Below are 24112 nucleotides of genomic sequence, written 5' to 3' on the forward strand. Positions count from 1 at the left end.
ATTGTCTGATAAATTGTTAAAGAGCAGTGCGAACAGTGCGTTAGCGTCCTGTCGCGAGGTGGCGTATATTACGCTTTCCTCCTGCAGAGTCAACCTCTATTTCAGAAGTTTTTCTCCGGCGGCGCAGTCTCCTGTGCCTCCTGACCCGTTTTCCGTTTCCGGTTTACCGTGTCAGTGGAGGCGCATTATAGGGAACGGCTCAGATAGCGCAAGTGCAAATTGAGACTTTTTTTCTGTTCGTCTGAAATTTGCACAAAAGCGCCGTTTTACCCCTTTTTAATGCGCGCCGGGAGCTCTGCCAGGCTATTAATTACCCAATCTGCTGCTGCTTCACCTTCAGCGGTGACCGGTTTGCCGCTGCGCACCAGTACTTTCATGCCGACACCGGCAGCCTGCCCTGCCAGCATATCTTCCAGCTTGTCACCCACCATATAAGAAGCGGCCATATCAATATTCAGTTCTTCCTTTGCCGTCAGCAGCATACCCGGCTGAGGCTTACGGCAGTCACAGGCCTGACGGAACTCTGCTACTGTTGCTTCAGGATGGTGAGGACAGAAATAGATGCCATCAAGGTCAACATCACGATCGGCCAGCGACCAGTCCATCCATTCTGTCAGCCGCATAAAGGTATCTTCAGTAAACATACCGCGCGCGATGCCAGACTGATTGGTCACGACCACCAGCGCAAAACCCATTGCCTTTAGTTGTTGCAGCGCTTCAATCGTGCCGTCAATAAACTGGAAGTCATCGATCTCATGGACATAGCCATTGTCGACATTAAGGGTGCCATCACGATCAAGAAAAATAGCGGGGACTTTATTCGCCACGTAGAAACTCCTGCTGTAAAAATTGCCGATCAGTATCGCATGATTGCTATAAAAGGGAGAATGTCAGATTGAATCACTTCCATTGATTTAGACGTCTGGATGCCTTAACATCCATCCAGCTTTTATACCGAATAAAAGCGACGAGGCTTCCCACACCACGGACAACGCAACACGATAATAAATAACATAATGATTAAACTAGAAAATATCACCAAGGTGTTTCAGCAAGGCACGCGGTCTGTTCCGGCGTTAACGGATGTCAGTCTGCACGTGCCTGCCGGACAGATTTATGGCGTTATCGGCGCTTCCGGTGCCGGTAAAAGTACGTTGATTCGTTGCGTTAACCTGCTGGAGCGCCCGACTTCGGGCCGCGTTCTGGTAGACGGGGCTGATTTAACCGCACTCAACGAACGTCAGTTAACCCAGGCGCGCCGCCAGATCGGCATGATCTTCCAGCACTTCAATCTGATGAATTCCCGTACCGTCGCGGGCAACGTCTCTCTTCCACTTGAACTCGGTAATCTCTCCCGCGCTCAGATCACTGCTCGCGTAAATGAGCTGCTGGAACTGGTGGGATTATCAGACAAGCATGATGCGTGGCCCGCGAATCTGTCGGGCGGACAGAAGCAGCGTGTCGCGATTGCCCGTGCCCTGGCCAGCAATCCCAAGGTTCTGCTGTGTGATGAAGCCACCAGCGCACTGGATCCCGCGACGACCCGCTCTATTCTGGAATTGCTTAAAGACATTAACCGCCGGCTTGGGCTGACGATTCTGCTGATCACCCATGAAATGGATGTAGTAAAACGCATCTGCGATCAGGTTGCGGTCATCAGTCACGGTGAGCTGATTGAGAAAGATAGCGTCAGTGAGGTCTTCTCTCATCCTAAGACACCTCTGGCGCAGCAGTTTATTCAGTCTACGCTGCATCTGGATATTCCGGATGATTACCAGCAGCGTCTTTCTGCCACCGCCACTGAAGGCACCGTGCCCCTGCTGCGACTGGAATTCACCGGTAAATCGGTTGATGCGCCGCTGCTGTCTGAAGCCGCGCGCCGTTACAACGTGAATAACAACATTATCAGTGCCCAGATGGATTACGCCGGTGGCGTGAAGTTCGGCATTATGCTGGCCGAAATGCACGGCACAGAAAGCGATACCCGCGAGGCGATTGCCTGGCTGAAGGAGAATCATGTGAAAGTAGAGGTGTTAGGTTATGTCTGAAGCGATGATGTGGTTGCTGGGACGGGGCGTGTGGGAAACGCTGATGATGACCTTCGTCTCGGGCTTTTTCGGTTTTGTGCTGGGTCTGCCGGTCGGCGTTTTACTCTATGTCACCCGTCCAGGCCAGATTCTGCAGAATCAGGGACTTTATCGCGTGCTCTCCGCGCTGGTGAATATCTTCCGCTCCATTCCTTTCATTATCTTACTGGTCTGGATGATTCCTTTTACTCGCGTCATCGTCGGCACCTCAATCGGACTGCAGGCGGCCATCGTGCCGTTGACCGTAGGCGCGGCGCCATTTATCGCGCGTATGGTTGAAAATGCCTTGCTGGAACTGCCTACCGGACTGATTGAAGCGTCACGTGCCATGGGCGCCACGCCAATGCAGATCATCCGTAAGGTTCTGCTGCCGGAAGCGATGCCTGGCCTGGTGAATGCTGCGACCATCACCCTGATTACCCTGGTTGGTTACTCCGCCATGGGTGGCGCGGTGGGCGCCGGTGGTCTGGGCCAGATCGGTTATCAGTATGGTTATATCGGATACAACGCCACTGTGATGAATACGGTATTGGTGTTGTTAGTGGTTTTGGTGTATCTCATTCAATTCTGTGGCGACCGCATCGTGCGTGCGGTGTCCCATAAATAAGCCAGCAATATCACATTATTAAGAAGGAAAGGATATGTCTTTCAGATTCAAGAAAATTGCCGCTGTGGGTGCACTGATTGGCGCGATTGCGCTGGCAGGATGCGATCAAAAAGAGAAAGACCCTAACCACATCAAAGTGGGCGTGATTGTCGGTGCTGAGCAGCAGGTTGCTGAAGCAGCACAGAAAGTTGCCAAAGAGAAATATGGTCTGGACGTTGAGCTGGTCACCTTCAACGATTACGTACTGCCGAATGAAGCGCTGAGCAAAGGCGATATCGACGTCAACGCCTTCCAGCACAAACCGTATCTGGATCAGCAAATCAAAGATCGTGGCTACAAGCTGGTTTCAGTGGGTAATTCCTTCGTCTACCCGATCGCGGGCTATTCGAAAAAGATCAAGTCACTGGATGAGCTGCAGGATGGCGCTCAGGTTGCCATTCCAAACGACCCGACCAACCTGGGCCGTACGCTGCTGCTGCTGCAGAAAGTAGGTCTGATCAAACTGAAAGATGGCGTGGGCCTGTTGCCAACCTCACTGGATATCACTGAAAACCCTAAGCATCTGAAAATTGTTGAGCTGGAAGCACCGCAACTGCCTCGCTCACTGGACGATCAGCAGATCGCGCTGGCGGTGATCAACACCACTTACGCCAGCCAGATTGGCCTGACACCAGCCAAAGATGGCATTTTCGTCGAAGATAAAGATTCACCTTACGTAAACCTGATTGTCGCGCGCGAAGATAATAAAGATGCGGAAAACGTGAAGAAATTCGTCAAGGCTTACCAGTCTGACGAAGTCTACGATGCCGCTAACAAAGTCTTTAACGGCGGCGCGGTTAAAGGCTGGTAATTCAGCTGTTCATCTCCTTAAGGGCGGCGCTATGCCGCCCTTTCTGTTATTGGGTGCCCTGCCCGACTTGTTATTTATTCTTGTCCTTGTTTCAATAACGCCACTTTTTGAAACCTGAGGATGTTGCCATGCGTTTTTTACCGCTCTGCTTGTTAGCATTGATGCTGACAGGGTGTGTTCATGAGTATCACCCGATAAGCAGCGCACCGTCCCGGCCGCAGCAATCCAGTGAACCCACCCGCAAGCCTGTGTCACGACCGGCACCGGTTAAGCTCTATACCGATGCCGCCGATCTGGTCAGCAAGCCGTTCCGCGATCTGGGTGAAGTCTCCGCTGAAGATTGCCAGATCAGTAATCAGAACTCCCCAGCCAACATCGCTACTGCACGTAAACGCCTGCAGATCAAAGCGTCACAGATGAAAGCCAATGCGGTGCTGCTGCATCAGTGTGAAATCGTTACCGGCACGCCAGGCTGCTATCGTCAGGCGGTGTGTCAGGGTTCGGCACTGAAAGTCAGCAATCAATGAGTGAATTCGCCTTTGCGCAAATTGGGGTAATCCGCTCACCGTGGAAGGAGAAGTTTGCCGTGCCGCGCCAGCCAGGGCTGGTGCAGGATGGCGGCGGCGAACTGCACCTGCAGCCACCTTACAATCAGCCGGAAGCGGTGCGTGGACTGGAAGCGTTCAGCCACCTCTGGCTGCTGTTTGTCTTCCATCAGACGATGGAAGGCGGCTGGCGTCCCACGGTTCGCCCTCCCCGGCTGGGCGGCAATGCGCGCATGGGTGTATTTGCGACACGTTCAACGTTCCGTCCCAATCCCATTGGCATGTCGCTGGTTGAACTAAAAGGTATCAGGATTGAAAAACAGCAGGTGATCCTGCAGCTTGGCAGTCTGGATCTGGTTGATGGCACCCCGGTGGTGGATATCAAACCTTATCTGCCCTTTGCCGAAGCATTGCCCCATGCCCAGGCGGGTTTTGCTCAGGCGGCACCTGCGGCTGATATGCCGGTTCGCTTCTCCGCGCTGGCACAACAGCAGCTCCACCAGCAGTCGCGCTACCCCAATCTGGCTCGCTTTATCAGTGAAGTGCTGGCACAGGATCCCCGTCCCGCTTACCGTCAGGGCGAGACGCAGGCGCGGGAATATGCGGCCTGGCTGATGGATTTTAATGTACGCTGGCGCATTGACGATGCCGGTACTGAAGTGATCGCTATCGACCCGCGTTAAAACCCGCTTTTGAGCCGGTGATCTCACTGGTACACTAGCCGCCAGCAAAATTCTGTCTGTGACTTTCCGATCAACTGGAACCGTAATCAATGCGTACTACTCAATATCTGCTCTCTACTCAGAAAGAGACGCCTTCCGACGCTGAAGTGATCAGCCATCAGCTGATGCTGCGCGCCGGTATGATCCGCAAACTGGCTTCTGGCTTGTACACCTGGTTACCGACCGGGGTTCGCGTGCTGAAAAAAGTCGAAAACATCGTGCGCGAAGAGATGAACAACGCGGGCGCGGTTGAGATTTTAATGCCGGTTGTGCAGCCCGCCGACCTGTGGCAGGAGAGCGGTCGCTGGGAGGAGTATGGCCCGGAACTGTTACGTATTGCAGATCGCCACGAGCGTCCGTTCGTGCTGGGTCCGACGCATGAAGAGGTGGTCACTGACCTGATCCGCAATGAGCTGAGCTCATATAAGCAACTGCCGCTCAACCTCTATCAGATCCAGACCAAATTCCGTGATGAAGTCCGTCCGCGCTTTGGCGTGATGCGTTCACGTGAATTCATCATGAAAGATGCTTACTCGTTCCACGTTTCGCAGGAGTCGCTGCAGGAAACGTATGACGCGATGTACCGCGCCTATAGCCAGATCTTCAGCCGTATGGGCCTGGATTTCCGCGCCGTGCAGGCCGACACCGGCTCGATTGGCGGCAGCGCCTCCCATGAGTTCCAGGTTCTGGCGCAGAGCGGTGAAGATGATGTGATCTTCTCTACCGATTCTGATTACGCGGCCAATATTGAGCTGGCCGAAGCCGTCGCACCCGCCGGTGAGCGCGCAGCGCCGTCGCAGGAGATGCACCTGGTCGAGACACCAGACGCAAAAACCATCGCGGAGCTGGTTGAGCAATTCAGTGTGCCTGTTGAAAAAACAGTGAAAACGCTGATTGTTAAAGGTGCGGAAGAGAGCGGCCACGCGCTGGTTGCCCTGCTGGTACGCGGCGATCATCAGCTTAATGAAATCAAAGCGGAGAAGTCAGAGATCGTGGCGTCACCGCTGGTGTTCGCGACCGAAGAAGAGATTCGCGCCGCAGTCGGTGCCGGACCGGGTTCAATCGGCCCGGTTGGTCTGCAGATGCCTGTCATTGCTGACCGTACCGTGGCGAAGATGAGCGACTTCAGCGCCGGTGCCAACGTCGATGGTAAGCACTACTTCGGCATTAACTGGGAGCGCGATCTGCCGCTGGCCAGCGTTGCGGATATCCGTAACGTGGTCGAAGGCGATTTAAGCCCGGATGGCAAAGGCACGCTGCAGATTAAACGCGGCATCGAAGTCGGTCATATTTTCCAGCTCGGCACCAAATATTCTGACGCGCTGAAAGCATCGGTTCAGGGCGAAGATGGCCGCAATCAGGTGATGAGCATGGGCTGCTACGGCATCGGCATCACGCGCGTTGTTGCGGCAGCCATTGAGCAGAACCATGACGATCGCGGTATCATCTGGCCAGCCGCACTGGCACCTTTCGAAGTTGCGATCCTGCCAATGAACATGCAGAAATCGTTCCGGGTTAAAGAGCTGGCGGAAGAGCTGTATGCCACCCTGCGTGCCAAAGGCGTTGAGGTTATTCTGGATGACCGTAAAGAGCGTCCGGGCGTGATGTTCGCGGATATGGAACTGATCGGTGTGCCACACACCATCGTCATTGGCGACCGCAATCTCGATAATCAGGAGATTGAGTACAAATCACGTCGTGCCGGTGAGAAGCAGATGATTAAGCAGGATGAAATTGTTGAATTCCTGCTGAAGGCTCTGGATAAGTAAGTTCTTAGCGTTAATCAAAGCGGGCTGAATCTGGCCGCAACAGATAATGTCAACGCGAAGGGAACCGGGTCAGGAGAGGAAAGCGTCCCGCGCCAGGGACGGTGCGGGCCGAGCGGCCATGGATGGCTTTAGCGACTTTCCGATCTGACCCCGTTCCCTGAGCAGGCTCGATCTCTTCGCGGCTAGCCCCTGACGTTGTAAGTACTCAAACGCCCCGCCTGCGGGGCGTTTTTTATTGCACCTTGCCGCGCATCGATTTCGTTGAACTGCGGCGGGCTTTTCCTTCCAGACGGCGCTCTTTTGAAGCGCGGGTCGGCCGCGTGGCGCGCCGGGCTTTTTCAACGGTACTCAGTTCCTGGATCAGATTAACCAGACGTTGCAGCGCCGCTTCACGATTCATCTCCTGACTGCGATACTCCTGCGCCTTGATCACCACAACGCCATCACCGGTAATCAAATGATGAGTGGCGGTGAGCAGCCGCTCTTTATAAAACGCGGGGAGTGAAGAGGCAGCAATATCGAAGCGCAGATGAATAGCGGTGCTGGCTTTATTGACGTGTTGTCCGCCTGCGCCCTGAGCACGAATCGCCGTCAGCTCGATCTCACTCTCCGGAATCTCAACCGAACGGGATAGCATAATCATAAGCTCGCTCCCCACACCTTAACCACGTTGACCTCCGATAAGCTGTTCATCAAATTAACCTTTTGTGCTCCGATTCATTCCGCCTCAGACAGCGGAATCTGTCACTTTAGCAGTGATTCGCGCACTGTTCCTGCTTTACACAGGCTGATTTCCTCTAAATGGCTATGATATAGTCGCCAGTTAACCAGAGTATTTACGCTCTGCCGAGGAGGGCCACGTGCAAAATTATTGTGAGTTAGTTCGCCGGAAGTATGCCGAAATCGGCAGCGGGGATTTAGGTTACATACCGGATGCGATTGGCTGCGCATTGAAGGCACTTAATGATGTTGCCGCAAATACTGAGCTAAACTCTTCTGTCAGGGAACAGGCGGCCTACGCCGCTGCTAACTTATTGGTGAGCGACTATGTTGATAAATGAAGCGTACCAACCTATCAATTGCGATGATTACGATAATCTGGAGCTCGCCTGCCAGAACAACTGGATGCTGTCGCTGGAAATGAAAGATGGCGAGCAGCTTAAGGCTAAGGCCAAAGAGATCTTTTCACGTAAGAACGTTGAATATCTGGCTATCGATCTTTCCGGTGAACATCGCGAATTACGTCTCGACCATATCGCCAGCTTCACCCATCCCGAGTTGGGTACGGTGGTTGTCAGCGCAGAGTAACCTACGCATTCAGGGCGGGACCTTTCCGCCCTGTAAAAATTCAGGGCTGCAACGACCCATAGTACGCCGCTAAATCCGCCATATCGCTGTCACTCAATCCCGCCACAAACGCCTTCATGACTTCAGCCTGACCGCCACTGCGTTCGCCCTTTTTATAGGCCTGCAGAGCATGTTCCAGATAAGGTGCATGCTGCCCGGCCAGGTCAGGATAGAGCGGCACCGCCGCTTTTCCCGCTGCGCCATGACAGGCCATGCAACTGCCCGCTTTCTGTGCGCCGCGCTGTGCATCACCCGCTGCCCATGCCGGTAACACGGTGACCGCTAAACAGGCGATAAGCCACTGTTTCATTATTGTTCTCCTGCGCCGGATGCCCCATCCCAGACTATCTGCCAGCCCTGCTGATCAGGTGCCGCGCCATCACGGGTGACAAAGAGAGTCGGAACGCAGACCAGCGTCTGGTTATAAAAAATTAACGGCAGCCGTTCACGCTGCCACGGCGGTATATGCAAATCCTGCCACAGTTTTTTCATTTCCCTTCCGCCACGACGGCCCACCAGATGGTGATGACCCTGTGCGTGAAACCGCACGCTGACCTGCTCATCCGGTGCAGGATAGCGCAACAGGCTCTCTGACTGGCTGGCACGCAGTATGCCAAGGTTCTGCGGTAACGCCAGCGGCTGGCAAAGATCGGGCCATGCCAGCACGGTGTCGCGCAGTGAACTGAACAACGGTAGCCAGTAGAGCTGCTGACGGTAACGACGGAGTTCAGCCTGACCGAATCGCAGCCGGGGCTGCGCATCCTCCCGGCTCGCCATCACTTCGTCGTGAATACGTTTCAGCGCTTCTCGGGACGGCATCGCCCCACCCTGTCCGGCGATCCAGCGCCGTAATAAAGCATTAGCACGCAGCTCACTCATGGCCATTAAGGGCGGAAAGTTCAGGCTGCCATCAGGCTGGATCAGCTCTGCCAGTTGTCCGGCGAGCAGTTCATCCAGCAACTGCTCCTGCTCACTGCACAACGCCGCACTTCGGGCCGTTGCCTCGGCAAAATGGGGCCAGCGCTGGTAAAGCTCAGGCAGCAGCCGCTGACGCAGAAAGTTGCGGTCGTAGCGAAGGTCCTGATTGCTCTCATCTTCAATCCATACCAGCTGATGCGCGTCGGCATAGGCTTCAAGCGACTGTCGCGTCTGATGCAGCAGCGGACGCACCAGCTGATGAGAGTCCAGCGTGCGTGTAGCTGGCATCGCTGCCAGCCCGGCGGGACCACTGCCGCGCTTCAGCGCCAGCAGGAATGTTTCGCACTGATCGTCGAGGTGCTGCGCAGTGAGTAACACTTCGCCCGGCTGCAGTGCGGCACGCAGCGCCTGATAACGGGCGGTGCGGGCGGCCGCTTCAATGCCGTTTTCCCTGCCATCTACAGTGACGCGGAGCACTTCACAGGGCAGATGCCACTGCGCGCAAACCGACAGGCAATGGGCTGCCCAGCGATCGGCATTCGGGCTAAGCCCATGGTGAACATGCAGTGCCCGCAGGCGCAACTGAGGATGCTGCTGCTGCCAGCCGCGAAGCTGATGCAGCAGCACGGTTGAATCCAGTCCACCGCTGAATGCAACCACCAGGGCGGCATCAGGTTGCAACAGGGTGTCAAAAGCGGGCAAAGACATGGCAGAATCCAGAAGGTCGGGCCACTGAATGTCGCCCGCTGAGCGCGCTATTTTACGCCTGATAAAGCTCCAGCGGCAAACCATCCGGATCGGCAAAGAAAGTGCATTGTTTACCGGTCAGGTCATCGATGCGAATCGGCTCGCAGATCACGCCTTTATCGGCCAGCGTCGCGACGGCAGCGGCAACATCCGGCACGGTAAAGGCCAGATGACGCAGGCCACACGCTTCAGGATGACTGACCCGCGCCGGCGGCTCAGGAAAAGAGAACAGCTCAATGGTATAGCGATCCTGTAGGGCAAGGTCGCCTTTCCAGGAGTCCCGCGCTTCGCGGTAATACTCGCCCGTCAGACGGAAACCCAGTACATCACAATAGAATGCTTTGCTGCGCTGATAGTCAGAGGCGATGATGGCGATGTGGTGAATAACGGTTAACTGCAACATGTTCAATTCCCTGATTCAGGCAGGCTGTCCACAGACACCCTGCCGCTGATAGTTGTTTAAAAGTTTATGCGAGGTCGTTTTTCAGCACGCGGACGCGATACTCGCCCTCTTCGGTCAGGCTGGCGCCGTGAATATCCGTTTCGAAGCCCGGATAATGTCGGCCAATGCTGCACAGCATCAGCAGAAAATCGAGCACCGCGCGGCTCTTCTCAGTAATCATCTCGCCAGGCATCACCAGTGGAACGCCTGGCGGATAAGGCAGAATCATATTGGCCGACACCCGCCCGACCAGTTCGCTGAGATCCACCGTTTCGATGTTGCCCTTCACCTGCTGCTGAAACGCCTGGTGCGGCGTCATCTTCATTTCGGGCAGGACATCAAATGCCTGCAGCATCAGACGCGGCAGATCGTGATGGCGGATCAGCTGATGGATCCCCTGCGCCAGTGTCTGAATGCGCATATTGCGATAAAAGTCAGGATCTTCGGCATAGAGATCCGGCAGCATGTTTTTCACCCGTAGATTGAGATCGTAGGCGCGTTTGAACTCAGTCAGCCCGCGCAGCACGCTCATCGCTTTGGTTTTGTCGATGCCAATGCTGAACAGGAACAGCAGGTTATAGGGGCCGGTTTTCTCCACCACGATGCCGCGCTCATCAAGAAACTTCGCCACCAGCGCCGCCGGAATCCCCTCTTCTGCCATCTCTCCCAGCTCGCTCATGCCCGGCGTCAGAATGGTGACTTTGATCGGATCGAGATACATATGATCGCGATCGGCCTGAGTAAATCCGTGCCACTTTTCGTCGCCGGGCTGGATCGGCCAGCATTGCGCTTCGTCAACCTCTTCCGGCTGCCAGATATCAAAGAACCAGCTGTCGGACTCTTCGCGCAGGCGCTGAATCTCCCGGCGGAAGTGCAGCGCGCGCTCCACCGAGCGATTGATCAGTCGTTTACCGGGATTGCCACGCAGCATGGCAGCAGCAGTTTCAATAGAGGAGACGATGGCGTAATTGGGCGAGGTGGTGGTGTGCATCATGTAGGCTTCGTTAAACGTCTGTTCGTCGTAGTCGCCCTTAATGTGAATCATTGATGCCTGCGAAAACGCCGCCAGCAGTTTGTGGGTTGATTGCGTCTCATACACCACTTTTCCTGGGATGCGGTCGCCACTCATGCCACTTTTACCGGCATAGATCGGATGGAAATTAGTGTAAGGCACCCAGGCTGAATCGAAATGAATCGACGGTACATCCAGGGTCTCTTTGATGTACTGGGTATTGTAGAGCAGCCCATCATAGGTGGAGTTGGTGATCACCGCATGAACCGGCCACGTGGCACGGTCGGTGGCAGCCACCTTGAGCGAAATGCTCTCGCGGGTGAACTCCTGCTTCGGGATACCGCCGAGAATACCCAACGCATTGCGGGTCGGCTTCAGCCAGATGGGGATAAGATCGCTCATCATCAGCAGATGGGTCAGTGACTTGTGGCAGTTGCGATCGATCAGCACGGTACTGCCCGCCGGTGCGGCATACATGCCGACAATTTTGTTCGACGTTGAAGTACCGTTGGTCACCATGTAACTCTGCTCGGCGCCAAAAGTGCGTGCAATGTACTCCTCCGCTTCAAGGTGCGGACCGGTGTGATCAAGCAGCGAACCCAGTTCGGTAACGGAAATTGAGATGTCCGATTTCAGGGTATTGGCCCCGAAGAAATCGTAGAACAGGCAGCCCACCGGGCTCTTCTGAAACGCGGTGCCCGCCATATGGCCCGGCGTGCAGAAAGTGTACTTGCCCTCTTTCACATAGGTGAACAGCGCTTTAGTCAGCGGCGGCGTAATGTGGTCGAGATAGTCATCGGTATATTGCCGGATGTGCAGCGCGATATCGTCGGCGGCATTCAGCGCGTACTCAAAAAAGTGCAGCGGCATGCGCATCTCATTGACGCTGATGTCCATCTGCGAGTGGGTATTGATAAAGGCGTACAGCGGCAGGTATTCGTTGAGCTGATTAATCTCACCGCACAGTTCCGGACTGTTGTGCGCGTCCCAGTCGAAGATGACGCCGCTGATACGCGGATTGTGCTCGATCAGTTTCAGCAGATCGTCACTGTTTTTCGGGTAAAGCAGCCTGAAGCCTTGCAGATTTAACGCCGCGTCGAGTTCGCGTAACGGTTCATCTTTATAAAACACGCCGTGCGCGCCCATGATCGCCAGAATATTCACTGCCCCTCTCCCTGATTATTGTGGAACCGGACAAGCATAACCGCTAACCCACGGCAGGTGTAGCAAGGCGGCTATCAGAAGGCGCTGAAAGAAGGGGGGAACAGTGTGCGGAGATAAACCGGCGGCATAAAAAAAGCGGACCGGAGTCCGCTTTTATGGATGGGATGAGATCAGGCGTAGCCGTAGCTCATCAGGCGTTGATAACGACGGTCCAGCAGCTCTTCAGTGCTTAATCCATCGAGATCGGCCAGATCAGCCAGCAGTTGCTGCTTCAGTGACTGCGCCATATCGACCGGACGGCGATGCGCGCCACCCAGCGGCTCAGGGATGACAGAGTCAATCAGCTTAAGCTCTTTCAGGCGGTGAGCAGTAATACCCATGGCTTCAGCGGCCAGCGGCGCTTTATCAGCGCTTTTCCACAGAATAGATGCACAGCCTTCCGGCGAGATCACTGAATAGGTGCTGTACTGCAGCATATTCACTTTGTCGCCCACGCCAATCGCCAGCGCACCACCTGAACCGCCCTCACCGATGACAGTACAGATCACCGGCACTTTCAGGCCAGACATTTCACGCAGGTTGCGGGCAATCGCTTCAGACTGCCCACGTTCTTCCGCGCCCACACCCGGATAGGCACCCGGTGTGTCGATGAAGGTGATGATTGGCATTTTGAAACGCTCAGCCATCTCCATCAGGCGCAGCGCTTTGCGATAGCCTTCCGGTGCTGGCATGCCGAAGTTACGGCGAATTTTCTCTTTGGTTTCACGGCCTTTCTGGTGCCCGATGATCATCACCGGACGTCCATCAAGACGTGCAATCCCGCCCACAATCGCTTTGTCATCGGCATAAGCACGGTCGCCCGCCAGCTCATCGAAATCGTCGAAGGCGTTGCGCACATAGTCAAAGGTATAAGGACGCAAAGGATGACGCGCCAGCTGAGCGATTTGCCATGCGCCCAAATCGGCGAAGATCTTACGGGTCAGCTCAACGCTTTTCTCACGCAGACGCTGAACTTCTTCATCCAGATTAACGTGTTTATCATCCTGACGACCAATTGAGGTCAGCGAATCGATCTTCGCTTCCAGTTCTGCAATTGGCTGTTCAAAATCCAGGTAATTAAGACTCATAATGTTCCTGTTCTAGTCAAACTCCAGTTCCACCTGCTCCGATCCAATCAACGAGCGCAGATCGTTAAGTAAACGATCGCTGGGCGAAATTCGCCATGCTGCACCAAAGCGCAGCTTCGCTCGCGCGTCGGCTCTCTGATAGTAGAGATGCACCGGAATAGTCCCTGATCGATGAGGTTCCAGAGACTGACGGAGTCGGTTTAATAGCTGGTCATCAATTTGCCTGTCCGTCAGCGAGATAGCAAGTCCGCGCGCGTATTTTTCGCGAGCTTCGTCGATGTCCATGACTTCACGAGCGGTCATTTTAAGGCCACCACTGAAGTCATCAAAGCTGACCTGTCCGCTGACGATCAGAATTCGGTCTTTCTCCAGCAACTGCTGGTATTTATCTAACGCATCGGTAAATAACATCACCTCAAGACGACCGGAGCGATCGTCCAGAGTACAGATACCAATTCGGTTGCCGCGTTTGGTGACCATTACCCGTGCCGCGATCACCAGACCGGCCGCCACGGTAATTTTACCCCTATCGGTAGGATGCATATCTTTCAGCCGCACCCCGCCAACGTAACGCTCAATTTCTTTCAGATACTGATTAATCGGGTGGCCGGTAAGGTAAAGCCCCAGCGTTTCCCGTTCGCCATCCAGCTGCACCTGCTCAGGCCACGGCGTGACGCTGGCATACGATTTTTCAACCTGTTCCGGCTCTTCCGCCAGCACGCCAAACATATCAGCCTGACCAATCGCTTCCGCTTTCGCGTGCTGGTCGGCCGCTTTTAACGCATCACTGAGTGAACTCATCAGCGCAGCGCGATGTGGTCCAAGGCGATCAAAGGCCCCGGACATGATCAATTTTTCCATCACCCGACGGTTGATCTTTTTGGTGTCGGTACGGGCGCAGAGATCAAACAACTCGCGGAAATAACCGCCTTCGTTACGGGCGTCGATGATCGCTTCGATTGGGCCTTCACCCACGCCTTTGATCGCGCCAATACCGTAGACGATCTCGCCCGCTTCATTGACGTGGAACGGATAGAGACCGGAGTTAATATCGGGCGGCAGGACTTTCAGCCCCATACGCCAGCACTCATCGACCAGGCCCACCACTTTTTCGGTGTTGTCCATATCGGCGGTCATGACCGCAGCCATAAACTCAGCCGGATAGTGCGCCTTCAGCCACAGCGTCTGGTAGGAGACGAGTGCGTAAGCCGCGGAGTGTGACTTGTTAAAGCCATAACCTGCAAATTTTTCTACCAGATCGAAGATCTTCATCGACAGTTCCCCGTCGATACCCATGCTTTCGGCACCGTCGCGGAATACAGAACGCTGTTTGGCCATCTCCTCAGGTTTCTTTTTACCCATGGCGCGACGCAGCATATCTGCACCGCCCAGCGTGTAACCGGAGAGAACCTGGGCGATCTGCATCACCTGTTCCTGATAGAGGATGATGCCGTAGGTTGGTTCCAGCACCGGTTTCAGGCTTTCGTGCTGCCACTGAATGTCGGGATAGGAGATCGCTTCACGGCCATGCTTACGGTCAATGAAGTTATCCACCATGCCTGACTGCAATGGGCCAGGACGGAACAGCGCCACCAGTGCGATCATATCTTCGAAGCAGTCGGGCTTCAGACGCTTAATCAGATCTTTCATGCCGCGCGATTCAAGCTGGAACACCGCGGTGGTTTCCGAGCGCTGCAGCATATCGAAGCTTTTCTTATCATCCAGCGGGATAGAGGCGATATCGATCGGCTCCAGCCCCTGCTTTTCCCGGCGCGGGTTGATCATCTTCAGCGCCCAGTCGATGATGGTCAGCGTACGCAGACCCAGGAAGTCGAACTTCACCAGGCCGGCATATTCCACATCATTTTTATCGAACTGGGTCACCGGGAACTGCCCATGCTCATCGCAATAGAGCGGCGCAAAATCGGTGATCTTCGTTGGCGCAATGACTACGCCGCCCGCATGTTTACCGGCGTTACGCGTGACCCCTTCCAGTTTGCGCGCCATGTCGATCAGCGCTTTAACCTCTTCGTCCGCGTCATACATGGCGGGAAGCTGCGGTTCAGCAATAAAGGCTTTTTCCAGCGTCATGCCGGGATCCGGCGGGATCAGTTTTGAAATGCGGTCAACGAAGCCGTAAGGATGTCCCAGCACGCGGCCCACATCGCGAATGACCGCTTTCGCCGCCATGGTGCCGAAGGTAATAATCTGGGAAACCGCTTCACGTCCGTACATATCTGCAACGTGTTCGATCACCTGATCGCGCTTCTCCATGCAGAAGTCGACGTCGAAGTCGGGCATTGAGACACGTTCCGGGTTCAGGAAGCGTTCAAACAGCAGGTCAAATTCCAGCGGATCGATATCGGTGATTTTCAGCGCATAGGCCACCAGCGAACCGGCACCGGAGCCACGACCCGGCCCGACCGGCACGCCGTTGTCCTTGGACCACTGGATGAACTCCATTACGATCAGGAAGTAGCCGGGGAAGCCCATCTGGTTAATAACGGTGAGTTCAATCTCCAGACGCTCATCATATTCCGGACGTTTTTCCAGGCGTTCGGCTTCGTCCGGGAACAGAAACTCGAGACGCTCTTCCAGACCCTCACGGGATTTCACCACCAGATAATCTTCGGTGGTCATGTCACCGGTCGGGAACTGCGGCAGGAAGTACTCGCCCAGCCGGACCGTGACGTTACAACGCTTAGCAATCTCTACGCTGTTTTCCAGCGCTTCCGGGATGTCCGAGAAGAGCTCGCACATCTCCTCTTCGCTGCGCATATATTGCTGAGGACTGTAGTTGCGCGGACGCTTGGGATCATCCAGCGTATAGCCGTCATGAATGGCAACGCGAATTTCGTGCGCATCGAAATCTTCTGCATTAATAAAGCAGACTTCATTGGTGGCAACCACCGGTATTCCCTCTGCAATCGCCAGTTCAACTGCCGCATGCAGATAGCTCTCTTCATCCTGACGGCCGGTACGAATCAGCTCCAGGTAGTAGCGATCGGGGAAATGTTGCTGATAAAACGACAGGCATTGCGAAACCAGGGCATTGTTGCCGCGCAACAGGCTGCGACCCACATCGCCGCGCCGTCCGCCCGACAGCAGGATTAATCCTTCCTGCAATTCAATCAGCCAGTCGCGATCGATAATCGGTCCGTCTACGCCATAACCACGCTGATAGGCGCGGGAGATCAGCAGCGTCAGGTTCTGGTATCCGGTATTACTGGACGCCAGCACGGTAAGCTGTGTCAGTTCATCCCCCATCAGCTCACTGGCAACGTTGAAATCGGCACCAATGACCGGCTTTATCCCTGCGCTGTGTGCGCCACCGTAAAATTTCACCAGACCACAGAGGTTAGTGAAGTCGGTAATCGCGATAGCCGGCATGCCAAGGGCAGCCGCCTTCTTGATCAGCGGCCCGGTTTTCGCCAGGCCATCAACCATCGAATAATCACTGTGGACACGCAGATGTATAAAACGGGGTTCAGCCATATCAGTTTCCGGTTAAAACAGCGTCAGGCTATTAAAGCGTAAGGGTCTGGCGGGCAGCCAGTACTTCAGCATCGAGCAGCGCATTGCGTACGGGCGCAAAACTGCGACGGTGGTGCGGCGTGACGCCATACTGCGTCAGTTTTTCCATATGCAGCGCCGTCGGATAACCTTTGTGCTGCGCAAAACCATACTGCGGGAACAGCAGATCGAGTTCGGTCATCTCCTGATCACGCGACACTTTGGCGATGATCGATGCCGCACTGATTTCGGCAACCAGACTATCCCCTTTGACCACCGCCTGTGAAGGCATTGGCAGTGCCGGGCAGCGATTGCCATCAATCAACACATAATCGGGCTGAATGCCGAGGCCAGCTACGGCGCGCTGCATTGCCAGCATGGTGGCATGCAGAATATTGAGCTGATCGATCTCTTCAGGCTCTGCGCGTCCCAGACTCCATGCCAGCGCCTTCTCTTTAATTTCGTCGTACAACGCCAGGCGGCGCTTTTCAGACAGTTTCTTAGAGTCAGCCAGACCGGTAATCGGGTTTGCCGGATCGAGGATCACCGCAGCAGTAACGACCGCGCCAACCAGCGGACCGCGCCCCACTTCGTCCACACCGGCAATCAGTCTGGCGACAGGATAGATAAAATCAGGCATTCACCAGCTCCAGTACCGCATCCGCTGCCTGCTCATCGGCGTTCCAGCGGATCTGTTGATGTAATTCATGGAACGTCTGCAGGAGTGTTTCACGCTCAGGTCCGGCATGCAGTAGCGGATCTAACGCTGCGGCCAGGGCTTCAGGCTGACACTCATCCTGCAGTAACTCTTTGACCAGCTCACGTCCTGCCAGCAGGTTTGGCAGCGAGACGTAAGGGGTCTTGACCAGCCGTTTCGCCAGCCAGAAGGTAGCCGGCTTCATGCGATAACCGACGACCATTGGGCATTTTGCCAGCATGCACTCCAGTGCGGCAGTGCCTGACGCCAGGAGTGCGGCATCGCTCGCAATCATCGCCTCACGTCCCTGACCATCAAGCAGATGCATCGGCAGTTCGGGGGCGGTTTCGGCTTTAATCTTCTCAAACTGTTCGCGGCGACGGGCGTTGACCAGCGGCACCACGATTTCCAGCGCCGGATAGTGACGACGCAACAACTGAGCGGTTTTCAGAAAATCGGCGCTGAGCATTTCCACTTCCGCACCCCGGCTGCCGGGCAGCAAGGCCAGACAGAGCGCATCATCGGCAATGCCCAGATGACGGCGTGCAGCCAGCTTATCGGGTTGCAGCGGCATGGCATCCGCCATGGTGTGCCCGATAAAACGACAGGGAACGTTATAGCGATCGTAGAAAGCTTTTTCAAACGGCAGGAACGCCAGCACCAGATTGGTGTTACGACCAATCTTAAAGACACGCTTTTGCCGCCATGCCCACACCGAGGGGCTGACATAGTGGATAGTGCGAATGCCAGTGCGTTTAAGATTGCCTTCCAGCGTGATATTGAAATCGGGCGCATCAATCCCGACAAAGACATCGGGTCGGAGTCCGGTAAAACGCCGGGTGAGATCGCGACGGATTGTCAGCAGGCGTCGCAGGCGACCGAGCACTTCGACAATGCCCATCACCGCCAGCTCTTCCATCTCATACCAGGCCTCACACCCTTCTGCCTGCATCAGGGGACCCGCTACGCCGACAAAGCGTGCATCCGGATGACGGGCTTTAAGGGCACGGATCAGACCTGCACCAAGAATATCGCCGGAGGTTTCTCCGGCGACCAGGGCAATCGTTAAGGGACGCGCTGACATGGATTAACGAATTAATCCACGGGTTGAACGGGTGAAGAAATCGTAGAAAGGCTGCACTTCGCTGTGCTGCTGTGCGATGGCTTCGATCTCCGGCTTCACTTCCTCCAGCGTTCTGCCGCTGCGATAGAGCAACTTGTAGGCGTTGCGGATAGCGTGCAACGACTCTTTGCTGAAGCCACGACGCTTGAGACCTTCGATATTAATCCCGAACGGCGTAGCGTGGTTGCCCTGCGCAATAACGTAAGGCGGCACATCCTGCGCCACGCCGGAACAGCCGCCAACCATCACGTGAGCACCGATGATGCACCACTGATGTACCGCTGTCATGCCGCCAATAATGGCGAAATCATCGACCGTCACGTGACCACCCAGGGTGGCGTTGTTGGCGAAGATACAGCGGTTGCCAATCACGCAGTCATGCGCGATGTGAGCATTCACCATCAGCAGATTATCGCTGCCCACCGTGGTGACCTGGCCACCCTGCGTGGTGCCGCGATGAATCGTCACACTTTCACGGATGCGGTTACGATCACCGATCTCAACCCGTGTTGGCTCACCGGCATATTTCAGATCCTGATTCACTTCGCCAATTGAGGCGAACTGATAAATCTGATTATCTTTGCCAATGCGCGTGTGGCCGTTCACCACAACATGTGACTTCAGTACCGTTCCTTCACCGATCTCAACATTCGCACCAATAAAGCAAAACGGGCCAATGTGAACGCGGGCGCCAATAATAGCGCCCTCTTCGATGACTGAACTGGGATGGATAGTGGCTGTTGGATCAATCACGAATTATGCCTCCCGGCTGCGGGCACACATCATGGTCGCTTCACAAACGATTTTACCGTCGACAGTCGCCACGCCTTTAAAGCGGGTCAGACCACGGCGGGTTTTCTCGAAAGTGACTTCCATGATCATTTGGTCGCCAGGTACCACAGGGCGCTTGAAACGGGCACTGTCGATACCGGCAAAGTAGTAGAGTTCGCCTGGCTCCAGTTTACCTACGCTTTTAAACGCCAGAATACCGGTAGCCTGCGCCATCGCTTCCAGGATCAGAACGCCAGGAAAAATCGGTTTACCAGGGAAATGCCCCTGGAAAAACGGTTCATTAACAGAAACGTTCTTCACTGCACGCAGGTATTTGTGCTCTTCAAATTCCAGCACGCGGTCTACCAGCAGAAACGGATAGCGGTGCGGCAGCAGCTCTAAAATCTCTTCAATTTTCAGAGTATGAGTTTCAGTAGTCAAAATACTCTTCCTGTCCTAAAAATCTGATGACATCAATAACACGGCCTGCACAGATCAAAATGATCTTCCGCAGGCCGCAAATAGGTTCTGTGGCGCCGGGCTTCCCTGCTTAACATTTTTATTATGAAAGCCGGTCAGTTTTGGGATGGCGGTTAGTCGTCTTTGCCGACCTTGCGCTCGATGGCTTTTAAGCGTTTGCTCATGTCATCGATGTTCATCACCAGCGCTGCAGTTTTGCGCCAGGTTTTGTTGGGTTGCAGCGGAATGCCTGATGAATAGACACCAGGCTCTGTGATAGGACGCATGACCATACCCATACCGGTCACCGTTACTTTGTCACAGATTTCCATATGGCCGTTAATGACGCTGGCACCGCCAATCATACAGTAACGCCCAATTTTCAAACTACCCGCCATGATCACACCGCCTGCAACCGCAGTATTGTCGCCAATAACTACGTTGTGAGCGATCTGGCACTGGTTGTCTATGATAACACCATTGCCGATCAGAGTGTTATCCAGCGCACCGCGATCGATAGTGGTGCAGGCACCTATTTCTACGCGATCGCCGATTATCACCGCGCCTAACTGCGGGATTTTCACCCAGTTACCGCGATCGTTGGCATAACCGAAACCATCAGAACCGATGACGGTACCTGACTGAATCAGGCAATCCTGACCGATTTCAATTTCGTGATAAACAGAGACGTTGGCCCAGAGACGGGTACCGCTGCCGATACGGGTTTTTTTGCCAACAAAACATCCTGCACCAATGACCACGTTATCGCCCAGCTCAACATCCGCTTCGATCACCGCATTGGCGCCAATAGCGACGTTGCTACCGAGTCGGGCTGAGGGATCGATCACTGCACTGGGAGCGATATTTTGCGCTGGCTGTGGCGTGGTATCGAGTATTTGTGCCATACGCGCATAGGTCAGGTAGGGATCTTTCACCACCAGCGCTGCGGTATTGCACCACTCCAGATCCGCTTCCGTCAGCACCACGGCTGAGGCCTTAATCAGGGCGAGTTGCTCGCGGTAACGGCTGTTTGCAAGAAAAGTGATTTGGCCAGTTGTGGCGGATTGCATAGAAGCAATGCCGGAGATGACGATATCGCCATCTCCGTGCAATTCTGCATCCAACTGCTGGGCTAAATCAGCCAGTCGAATAGATGACATGAATTATTTAACCTGTTTCAGCACGTCAGCAGTGATGTCTTTTGCGTTTGACGCATAAGCCACCGCGTTAGCGTCGATCACGACGTCGTAACCATCGCTGTCAGCGACTTTCTTCACGGCATCCTGAATACGGCTCAGCAGCTTGTTACGCTCTTCCATCTGACGACGGCGATTATCCTGTTCAAAAGACTGAGCTTTTGTAGAGAAAGCTTCACGCTGAGACATGACATCTTTTTCCATACGGCTGCGTTCGCTCGCCTTCATGGTAGAACCGTCACGCTGCAGACGCTGCATTTTGGTTTGCAGATCGCGCTCCTGGCTCTGCAACTCAGTTGCACGGCCTTTGAACTCGTTTTCCAGCTGTTTAGCAACAGTCGCACGTTGCGGTAACTGTTGGAAAATGCTGGACACGTTTACCACTGCAATTTTGTCGGCAGCCTGAACACCAGCGGAGACCGCTAAAGCAAGACCCAGACCTGCGGCACACAACAACTTTTTCACTATAAACTCCTTACCATCAACGTTTGTGTCAGCGACACAGTGTTTGCCCCGGAACAGCAACAGGTGCTGTCCGGCAGCAATACTTCAGCTATGCATCCATGCTCAGATCATTACCAGGTTTTACCAATGTTAAACTGGAACTGCTCTGACTTGTCTCCATCGACTTTCTTCATCGGCTGGGCGTAAGAGAACACCAGCGGGCCGAGCGGTGACATCCACTGCAGCGCAACACCGCTGGATACACGGATATTGTTTGGATCGCTGTAGTCAGGAATGCCGGCCGCACGCGTTTCTGCGGTATTTTCCCAATGGGTGTCCCACGCTGTACCGGCATCGACAAACACCGAGGTACGAACCGAGTTAGCATACTTCTCGCTCAGGAACGGCGTTGGCGTAATCAGCTCAAGGCTGGCAATCGCCATGGCGTTACCGCCCACCGCATCGTCAGACTTACAGACGCCATTTGGATCGGCGATTCGGCAGTTCGACGAGTTGTTATTTAAGTAGGCTGCTTTCGGTCCAATGGTGTTGGACTGGAAGCCGCGCACGGTGCTTGAACCACCGGCGTAGAAGTTCTCATAGAACGGCATCTCTTTGCCGTCGAGACCATCGCCATAACCTACGCGACCACGGCCTAACAGCACCCAGGTACGATCCTGGTTAATCGGCACATACTGCTGAGTATCCAGCGTGGCCTTATAGAAGCTGTTATCCGAGCCTGGAATCGTCACCTTACCGTTCAGGTTGGTACGGTTACCGGACGTCGGGAAGAAACCGCGGTCCAGGGTGTTATAAGTCCAGCCGTAGTTAAAGGTGAAGTCATCTGCTGAGAAATCACCTTCATCATTGAGCTGCTGCGGCTTGCCGACCGAGTCAAGATAACGCCACATCGCCACCTGCGGCTGCATGTTTGACAAGTCATTGTGGACATAGCCCAGACCGACACGCAGGGTGTTGTTTTCGTTAATCGGGAAGCCAAGCGTGCCATCCAGACCATAACTTTTGTTGGTATAGTCAGAAAGGTCCGCATTATCTGCTTTAAAGTCGTTGTAGAACAGACGACCACCCAGACTGACACCATCAACGGTAAAGTAAGGGTCAGTCAGCGAGAATTCAGCATAGGTCTGGTAATCGTTCTTGGTCCCGCTGATGCCCACGGTGTTACCGGTGCCCAGCCAGTTATCCTGCGTTACGCCGACCTGGAAGCTCACACCACTTTCGGTGCCGTAGCCGACGCCGAAGTTAAAGGTACCGGTGTTACGCTCTTTAACCTTGTAGACCACGTCGACCTGGTCCGGCGAACCTGGCACACGCTGAGTATCCACATCAACGGTTTCAAAGTAACCGGTACGGTTCAGACGCTCTTTACCCTGTTCAACCAGATCGCTGCCCAGCCACGCGCCTTCCATCTGACGCATTTCGCGACGTAACACGGAGTCTTTCGACGTGTCATTGCCTTCGAAACGGACGTTACGGACATAGTAACGGTTACCGGCATCCACATTGATATGCAGTTTTACGGTTTTGTCGGCGTCGTTGATTTCTGGCTGTGTTGCCACGCGCGGATAGGCATAGCCGTAGCGGCCCAGCAGTTTCTTGATGTCATCTTCCATTTTCGTGACTTTGGCGCCGTTATAAAGCTCGCCTGCCGGAATCTTGGTCAGATGTTCAATTTCTGCTGAATGGCCCGCCATGCTGCCATTGACGATCACGCCTGCGATTTTGTACTGGTCACCTTCGGTGATGTTCACCGTGATGTAGATGCCTTTTTTATCAGGCGTCAGGCTGACCTGCGTCGAATCGATGTTAAAGCGTGCATAGCCACGATCCAGATAGAAGCTGCGCAGGGTTTCAAGGTCACCCGCCAGTTTCTGCTTCTGATATTTACGATCGCCGACCACGTTCCACCATGGCACTTCATCGCGCAGCTGGAAGCGGGAAATCAGCTCATCGGAGCTAAAGGCTTTATTACCGACGATGTTGATCTGCTGAATTTTTGCAGAGACACCTTCAGTAAAGACCAGCTTCAGATCTACACGGTTACGCGGCAGTGGCGTGACCACGGCTTTTACGTTGGCGGTATATTTACCTACGCTGTAGTAGAAATCCTCAAGCCCCTTCTCGATAGAGGAGATGGTAGTCCGGTCCAGCGCTTCGCCGACACGAACACCTGAGGCTTCCAGATTTTGTTTGAGCTGATCCTCTTTCACCGCTTTGTTACCGGTGAAGGTAATGCTGGCAATGGTAGGACGTTCTTTGACCTGGACAATCAGCGTTGTACCGTCTCGCAGGACCTGAACATCCTCAAAGTTGCCAGTAGCGAACAGCGAGCGAATGGTATTTCTGACATCATCGTCATTCACCGTATCGCCAACCCGTACTGGCATGCTCAGCAGAGCCGCGCCGACGGCGACTCGCTGCAGCCCTTCGAAATGAATATCCTTCACTACGAAATCGTCTGCACCGTAAACGGTGGCGCTGCTAAACAGCAGCGACGCTATGAGCAACTTTTTCATCGCCATCGTTGTTATGCGTTTTCCTAACACATCCC

23 protein-coding genes are annotated in these 24112 nt (G+C 54.5%); 8 read left to right on the top strand and 15 right to left on the bottom strand.

Going from position 1 to position 24112, the window contains the following annotated elements:
* Window positions 1-266 precede the first annotated feature (266 nt).
* Window positions 267-827 carry a D-glycero-beta-D-manno-heptose 1,7-bisphosphate 7-phosphatase gene (gmhB, locus tag AC0T7J_RS17805; protein WP_473795627.1) on the bottom strand — a complete coding sequence of 187 codons (561 nt, stop codon included), beginning with the start codon at window positions 825-827 and terminating at the stop codon, window positions 267-269.
* A gap of 189 nt (window positions 828-1016) precedes the next feature.
* On the opposite strand from gmhB, the gene metN reads away from it, so the two are divergent.
* From metN to proS, 6 genes are all read left to right on the top strand, one after another.
* On the top strand, window positions 1017-2048 hold the full coding sequence (metN, locus tag AC0T7J_RS17810) for a methionine ABC transporter ATP-binding protein MetN (protein WP_473795628.1): 1032 nt from the start codon (window positions 1017-1019) through the stop codon (window positions 2046-2048).
* Window positions 2041-2694 (top strand): methionine ABC transporter permease MetI, encoded by a 654-nt coding sequence (locus AC0T7J_RS17815; RefSeq protein ID WP_031375299.1) that lies wholly within the window; start codon window positions 2041-2043, stop codon window positions 2692-2694. Before metN ends, AC0T7J_RS17815 begins: the two co-directional genes overlap by 8 nt.
* 34 nt (window positions 2695-2728) lie before the next feature.
* On the top strand, window positions 2729-3544 hold the full coding sequence (locus AC0T7J_RS17820; protein WP_010254184.1) for a MetQ/NlpA family lipoprotein: 816 nt from the start codon (window positions 2729-2731) through the stop codon (window positions 3542-3544).
* A 128-nt stretch (window positions 3545-3672) separates the two neighbouring features.
* Window positions 3673-4071: an Rcs stress response system protein RcsF gene (gene rcsF / locus AC0T7J_RS17825; RefSeq protein WP_031591195.1), complete on the top strand. Its 399-nt coding sequence runs from the start codon at window positions 3673-3675 to the stop codon at window positions 4069-4071.
* Window positions 4068-4772 (top strand): tRNA (N6-threonylcarbamoyladenosine(37)-N6)-methyltransferase TrmO, encoded by a 705-nt coding sequence (tsaA, locus tag AC0T7J_RS17830; protein WP_010254180.1) that lies wholly within the window; start codon window positions 4068-4070, stop codon window positions 4770-4772. Before rcsF ends, tsaA begins: the two co-directional genes overlap by 4 nt.
* Before the next feature lie 89 nt (window positions 4773-4861).
* On the top strand, window positions 4862-6580 hold the full coding sequence (gene proS, locus AC0T7J_RS17835) for a proline--tRNA ligase (protein ID WP_473795629.1): 1719 nt from the start codon (window positions 4862-4864) through the stop codon (window positions 6578-6580).
* Window positions 6581-6812: 232 nt separating this feature from the next.
* On the opposite strand, the gene arfB is transcribed toward proS, so the two are convergent.
* Complete coding sequence (gene arfB / locus AC0T7J_RS17840; RefSeq protein ID WP_010254175.1) at window positions 6813-7223, bottom strand: alternative ribosome rescue aminoacyl-tRNA hydrolase ArfB; 411 nt, start codon at window positions 7221-7223, stop codon at window positions 6813-6815.
* 217 nt (window positions 7224-7440) lie between these two features.
* On the opposite strand from arfB, the gene AC0T7J_RS17845 reads away from it, so the two are divergent.
* Together AC0T7J_RS17845 and rof are read left to right on the top strand one after the other, a co-directional pair.
* On the top strand, window positions 7441-7641 hold the full coding sequence (locus tag AC0T7J_RS17845; RefSeq protein WP_010254172.1) for a YaeP family protein: 201 nt from the start codon (window positions 7441-7443) through the stop codon (window positions 7639-7641).
* On the top strand, window positions 7628-7888 hold the full coding sequence (gene rof, locus AC0T7J_RS17850; RefSeq protein WP_010254167.1) for a Rho-binding antiterminator: 261 nt from the start codon (window positions 7628-7630) through the stop codon (window positions 7886-7888). Before AC0T7J_RS17845 ends, rof begins: the two co-directional genes overlap by 14 nt.
* A 40-nt stretch (window positions 7889-7928) precedes the next feature.
* Here rof and AC0T7J_RS17855 read toward each other — a convergent pair whose 3' ends face one another.
* From AC0T7J_RS17855 to bamA, 13 genes are all read right to left on the bottom strand, one after another.
* Entirely contained in the window at window positions 7929-8237 is a 309-nt protein-coding gene (locus AC0T7J_RS17855) for a c-type cytochrome (RefSeq protein WP_039391386.1), read from the bottom strand.
* On the bottom strand, window positions 8237-9553 hold the full coding sequence (tilS, locus tag AC0T7J_RS17860) for a tRNA lysidine(34) synthetase TilS (RefSeq protein ID WP_473795630.1): 1317 nt from the start codon (window positions 9551-9553) through the stop codon (window positions 8237-8239). Before tilS ends, AC0T7J_RS17855 begins: the two co-directional genes overlap by 1 nt.
* A 52-nt stretch (window positions 9554-9605) precedes the next feature.
* Window positions 9606-9995 carry a VOC family protein gene (locus AC0T7J_RS17865; RefSeq protein WP_473795631.1) on the bottom strand — a complete coding sequence of 130 codons (390 nt, stop codon included), beginning with the start codon at window positions 9993-9995 and terminating at the stop codon, window positions 9606-9608.
* 64 nt (window positions 9996-10059) lie between these two features.
* The gene (locus AC0T7J_RS17870) at window positions 10060-12210 is read right to left on the bottom strand and encodes a lysine decarboxylase LdcC (RefSeq protein ID WP_473795632.1); all 2151 of its coding nucleotides are present in this window, start codon (window positions 12208-12210) and stop codon (window positions 10060-10062) included.
* A gap of 170 nt (window positions 12211-12380) precedes the next feature.
* Entirely contained in the window at window positions 12381-13337 is a 957-nt protein-coding gene (accA, locus tag AC0T7J_RS17875; RefSeq protein WP_003852630.1) for an acetyl-CoA carboxylase carboxyl transferase subunit alpha, read from the bottom strand.
* A 12-nt stretch (window positions 13338-13349) separates the two neighbouring features.
* Window positions 13350-16832: a DNA polymerase III subunit alpha gene (dnaE, locus tag AC0T7J_RS17880; RefSeq protein WP_473795633.1), complete on the bottom strand. Its 3483-nt coding sequence runs from the start codon at window positions 16830-16832 to the stop codon at window positions 13350-13352.
* A gap of 31 nt (window positions 16833-16863) precedes the next feature.
* Window positions 16864-17490 (bottom strand): ribonuclease HII, encoded by a 627-nt coding sequence (rnhB, locus tag AC0T7J_RS17885; RefSeq protein WP_022625455.1) that lies wholly within the window; start codon window positions 17488-17490, stop codon window positions 16864-16866.
* Window positions 17483-18631: a lipid-A-disaccharide synthase gene (gene lpxB / locus AC0T7J_RS17890; RefSeq protein ID WP_473795634.1), complete on the bottom strand. Its 1149-nt coding sequence runs from the start codon at window positions 18629-18631 to the stop codon at window positions 17483-17485. The genes rnhB and lpxB overlap by 8 nt, the downstream gene beginning before the upstream one ends.
* A gap of 3 nt (window positions 18632-18634) precedes the next feature.
* Window positions 18635-19423, bottom strand: coding sequence for an acyl-ACP--UDP-N-acetylglucosamine O-acyltransferase (lpxA, locus tag AC0T7J_RS17895; RefSeq protein WP_010254134.1), 789 nt, complete (start codon window positions 19421-19423; stop codon window positions 18635-18637).
* A gap of 3 nt (window positions 19424-19426) precedes the next feature.
* Complete coding sequence (gene fabZ / locus AC0T7J_RS17900) at window positions 19427-19882, bottom strand: 3-hydroxyacyl-ACP dehydratase FabZ (RefSeq protein ID WP_003852639.1); 456 nt, start codon at window positions 19880-19882, stop codon at window positions 19427-19429.
* A gap of 152 nt (window positions 19883-20034) precedes the next feature.
* Window positions 20035-21060, bottom strand: a complete 1026-nt coding sequence (gene lpxD, locus AC0T7J_RS17905) for a UDP-3-O-(3-hydroxymyristoyl)glucosamine N-acyltransferase (protein ID WP_010254128.1) — start codon at window positions 21058-21060, stop codon at window positions 20035-20037.
* Window positions 21061-21063: 3 nt separating this feature from the next.
* Window positions 21064-21561 carry a molecular chaperone Skp gene (gene skp, locus AC0T7J_RS17910; RefSeq protein WP_010254125.1) on the bottom strand — a complete coding sequence of 166 codons (498 nt, stop codon included), beginning with the start codon at window positions 21559-21561 and terminating at the stop codon, window positions 21064-21066.
* 110 nt (window positions 21562-21671) lie between these two features.
* A complete protein-coding gene (gene bamA, locus AC0T7J_RS17915; RefSeq protein ID WP_031591211.1) occupies window positions 21672-24083 on the bottom strand; it encodes an outer membrane protein assembly factor BamA in 2412 nt (803 codons plus the stop codon).
* Window positions 24084-24112: the final 29 nt, after the last annotated feature.

The sequence above is a fragment of the Pantoea sp. E956-1 genome (genome assembly GCF_982223955.1).

Excerpts from the sequence above, each read along its gene's own strand:
- metN (WP_473795628.1), top strand. The coding sequence starts at position 1,017 with ATGATTAAACTAGAAAATATCACCAAGGTGTTTCAGCAAGGCACGCGG.
- AC0T7J_RS17815 (WP_031375299.1), top strand. The coding sequence starts at position 2,041 with ATGTCTGAAGCGATGATGTGGTTGCTGGGACGGGGCGTGTGGGAAACG.
- AC0T7J_RS17820 (WP_010254184.1), top strand. The coding sequence starts at position 2,729 with ATGTCTTTCAGATTCAAGAAAATTGCCGCTGTGGGTGCACTGATTGGC.
- rcsF (WP_031591195.1), top strand. The coding sequence starts at position 3,673 with ATGCGTTTTTTACCGCTCTGCTTGTTAGCATTGATGCTGACAGGGTGT.
- tsaA (WP_010254180.1), top strand. The coding sequence starts at position 4,068 with ATGAGTGAATTCGCCTTTGCGCAAATTGGGGTAATCCGCTCACCGTGG.
- proS (WP_473795629.1), top strand. The coding sequence starts at position 4,862 with ATGCGTACTACTCAATATCTGCTCTCTACTCAGAAAGAGACGCCTTCC.
- arfB (WP_010254175.1), bottom strand. The coding sequence starts at position 7,223 with ATGATTATGCTATCCCGTTCGGTTGAGATTCCGGAGAGTGAGATCGAG.
- rof (WP_010254167.1), top strand. The coding sequence starts at position 7,628 with ATGTTGATAAATGAAGCGTACCAACCTATCAATTGCGATGATTACGAT.
- AC0T7J_RS17855 (WP_039391386.1), bottom strand. The coding sequence starts at position 8,237 with ATGAAACAGTGGCTTATCGCCTGTTTAGCGGTCACCGTGTTACCGGCA.
- tilS (WP_473795630.1), bottom strand. The coding sequence starts at position 9,553 with ATGTCTTTGCCCGCTTTTGACACCCTGTTGCAACCTGATGCCGCCCTG.
- AC0T7J_RS17865 (WP_473795631.1), bottom strand. The coding sequence starts at position 9,995 with ATGTTGCAGTTAACCGTTATTCACCACATCGCCATCATCGCCTCTGAC.
- accA (WP_003852630.1), bottom strand. The coding sequence starts at position 13,337 with ATGAGTCTTAATTACCTGGATTTTGAACAGCCAATTGCAGAACTGGAA.
- dnaE (WP_473795633.1), bottom strand. The coding sequence starts at position 16,832 with ATGGCTGAACCCCGTTTTATACATCTGCGTGTCCACAGTGATTATTCG.
- rnhB (WP_022625455.1), bottom strand. The coding sequence starts at position 17,490 with ATGCCTGATTTTATCTATCCTGTCGCCAGACTGATTGCCGGTGTGGAC.
- lpxB (WP_473795634.1), bottom strand. The coding sequence starts at position 18,631 with ATGTCAGCGCGTCCCTTAACGATTGCCCTGGTCGCCGGAGAAACCTCC.
- lpxD (WP_010254128.1), bottom strand. The coding sequence starts at position 21,060 with ATGTCATCTATTCGACTGGCTGATTTAGCCCAGCAGTTGGATGCAGAA.
- bamA (WP_031591211.1), bottom strand. The coding sequence starts at position 24,083 with ATGGCGATGAAAAAGTTGCTCATAGCGTCGCTGCTGTTTAGCAGCGCC.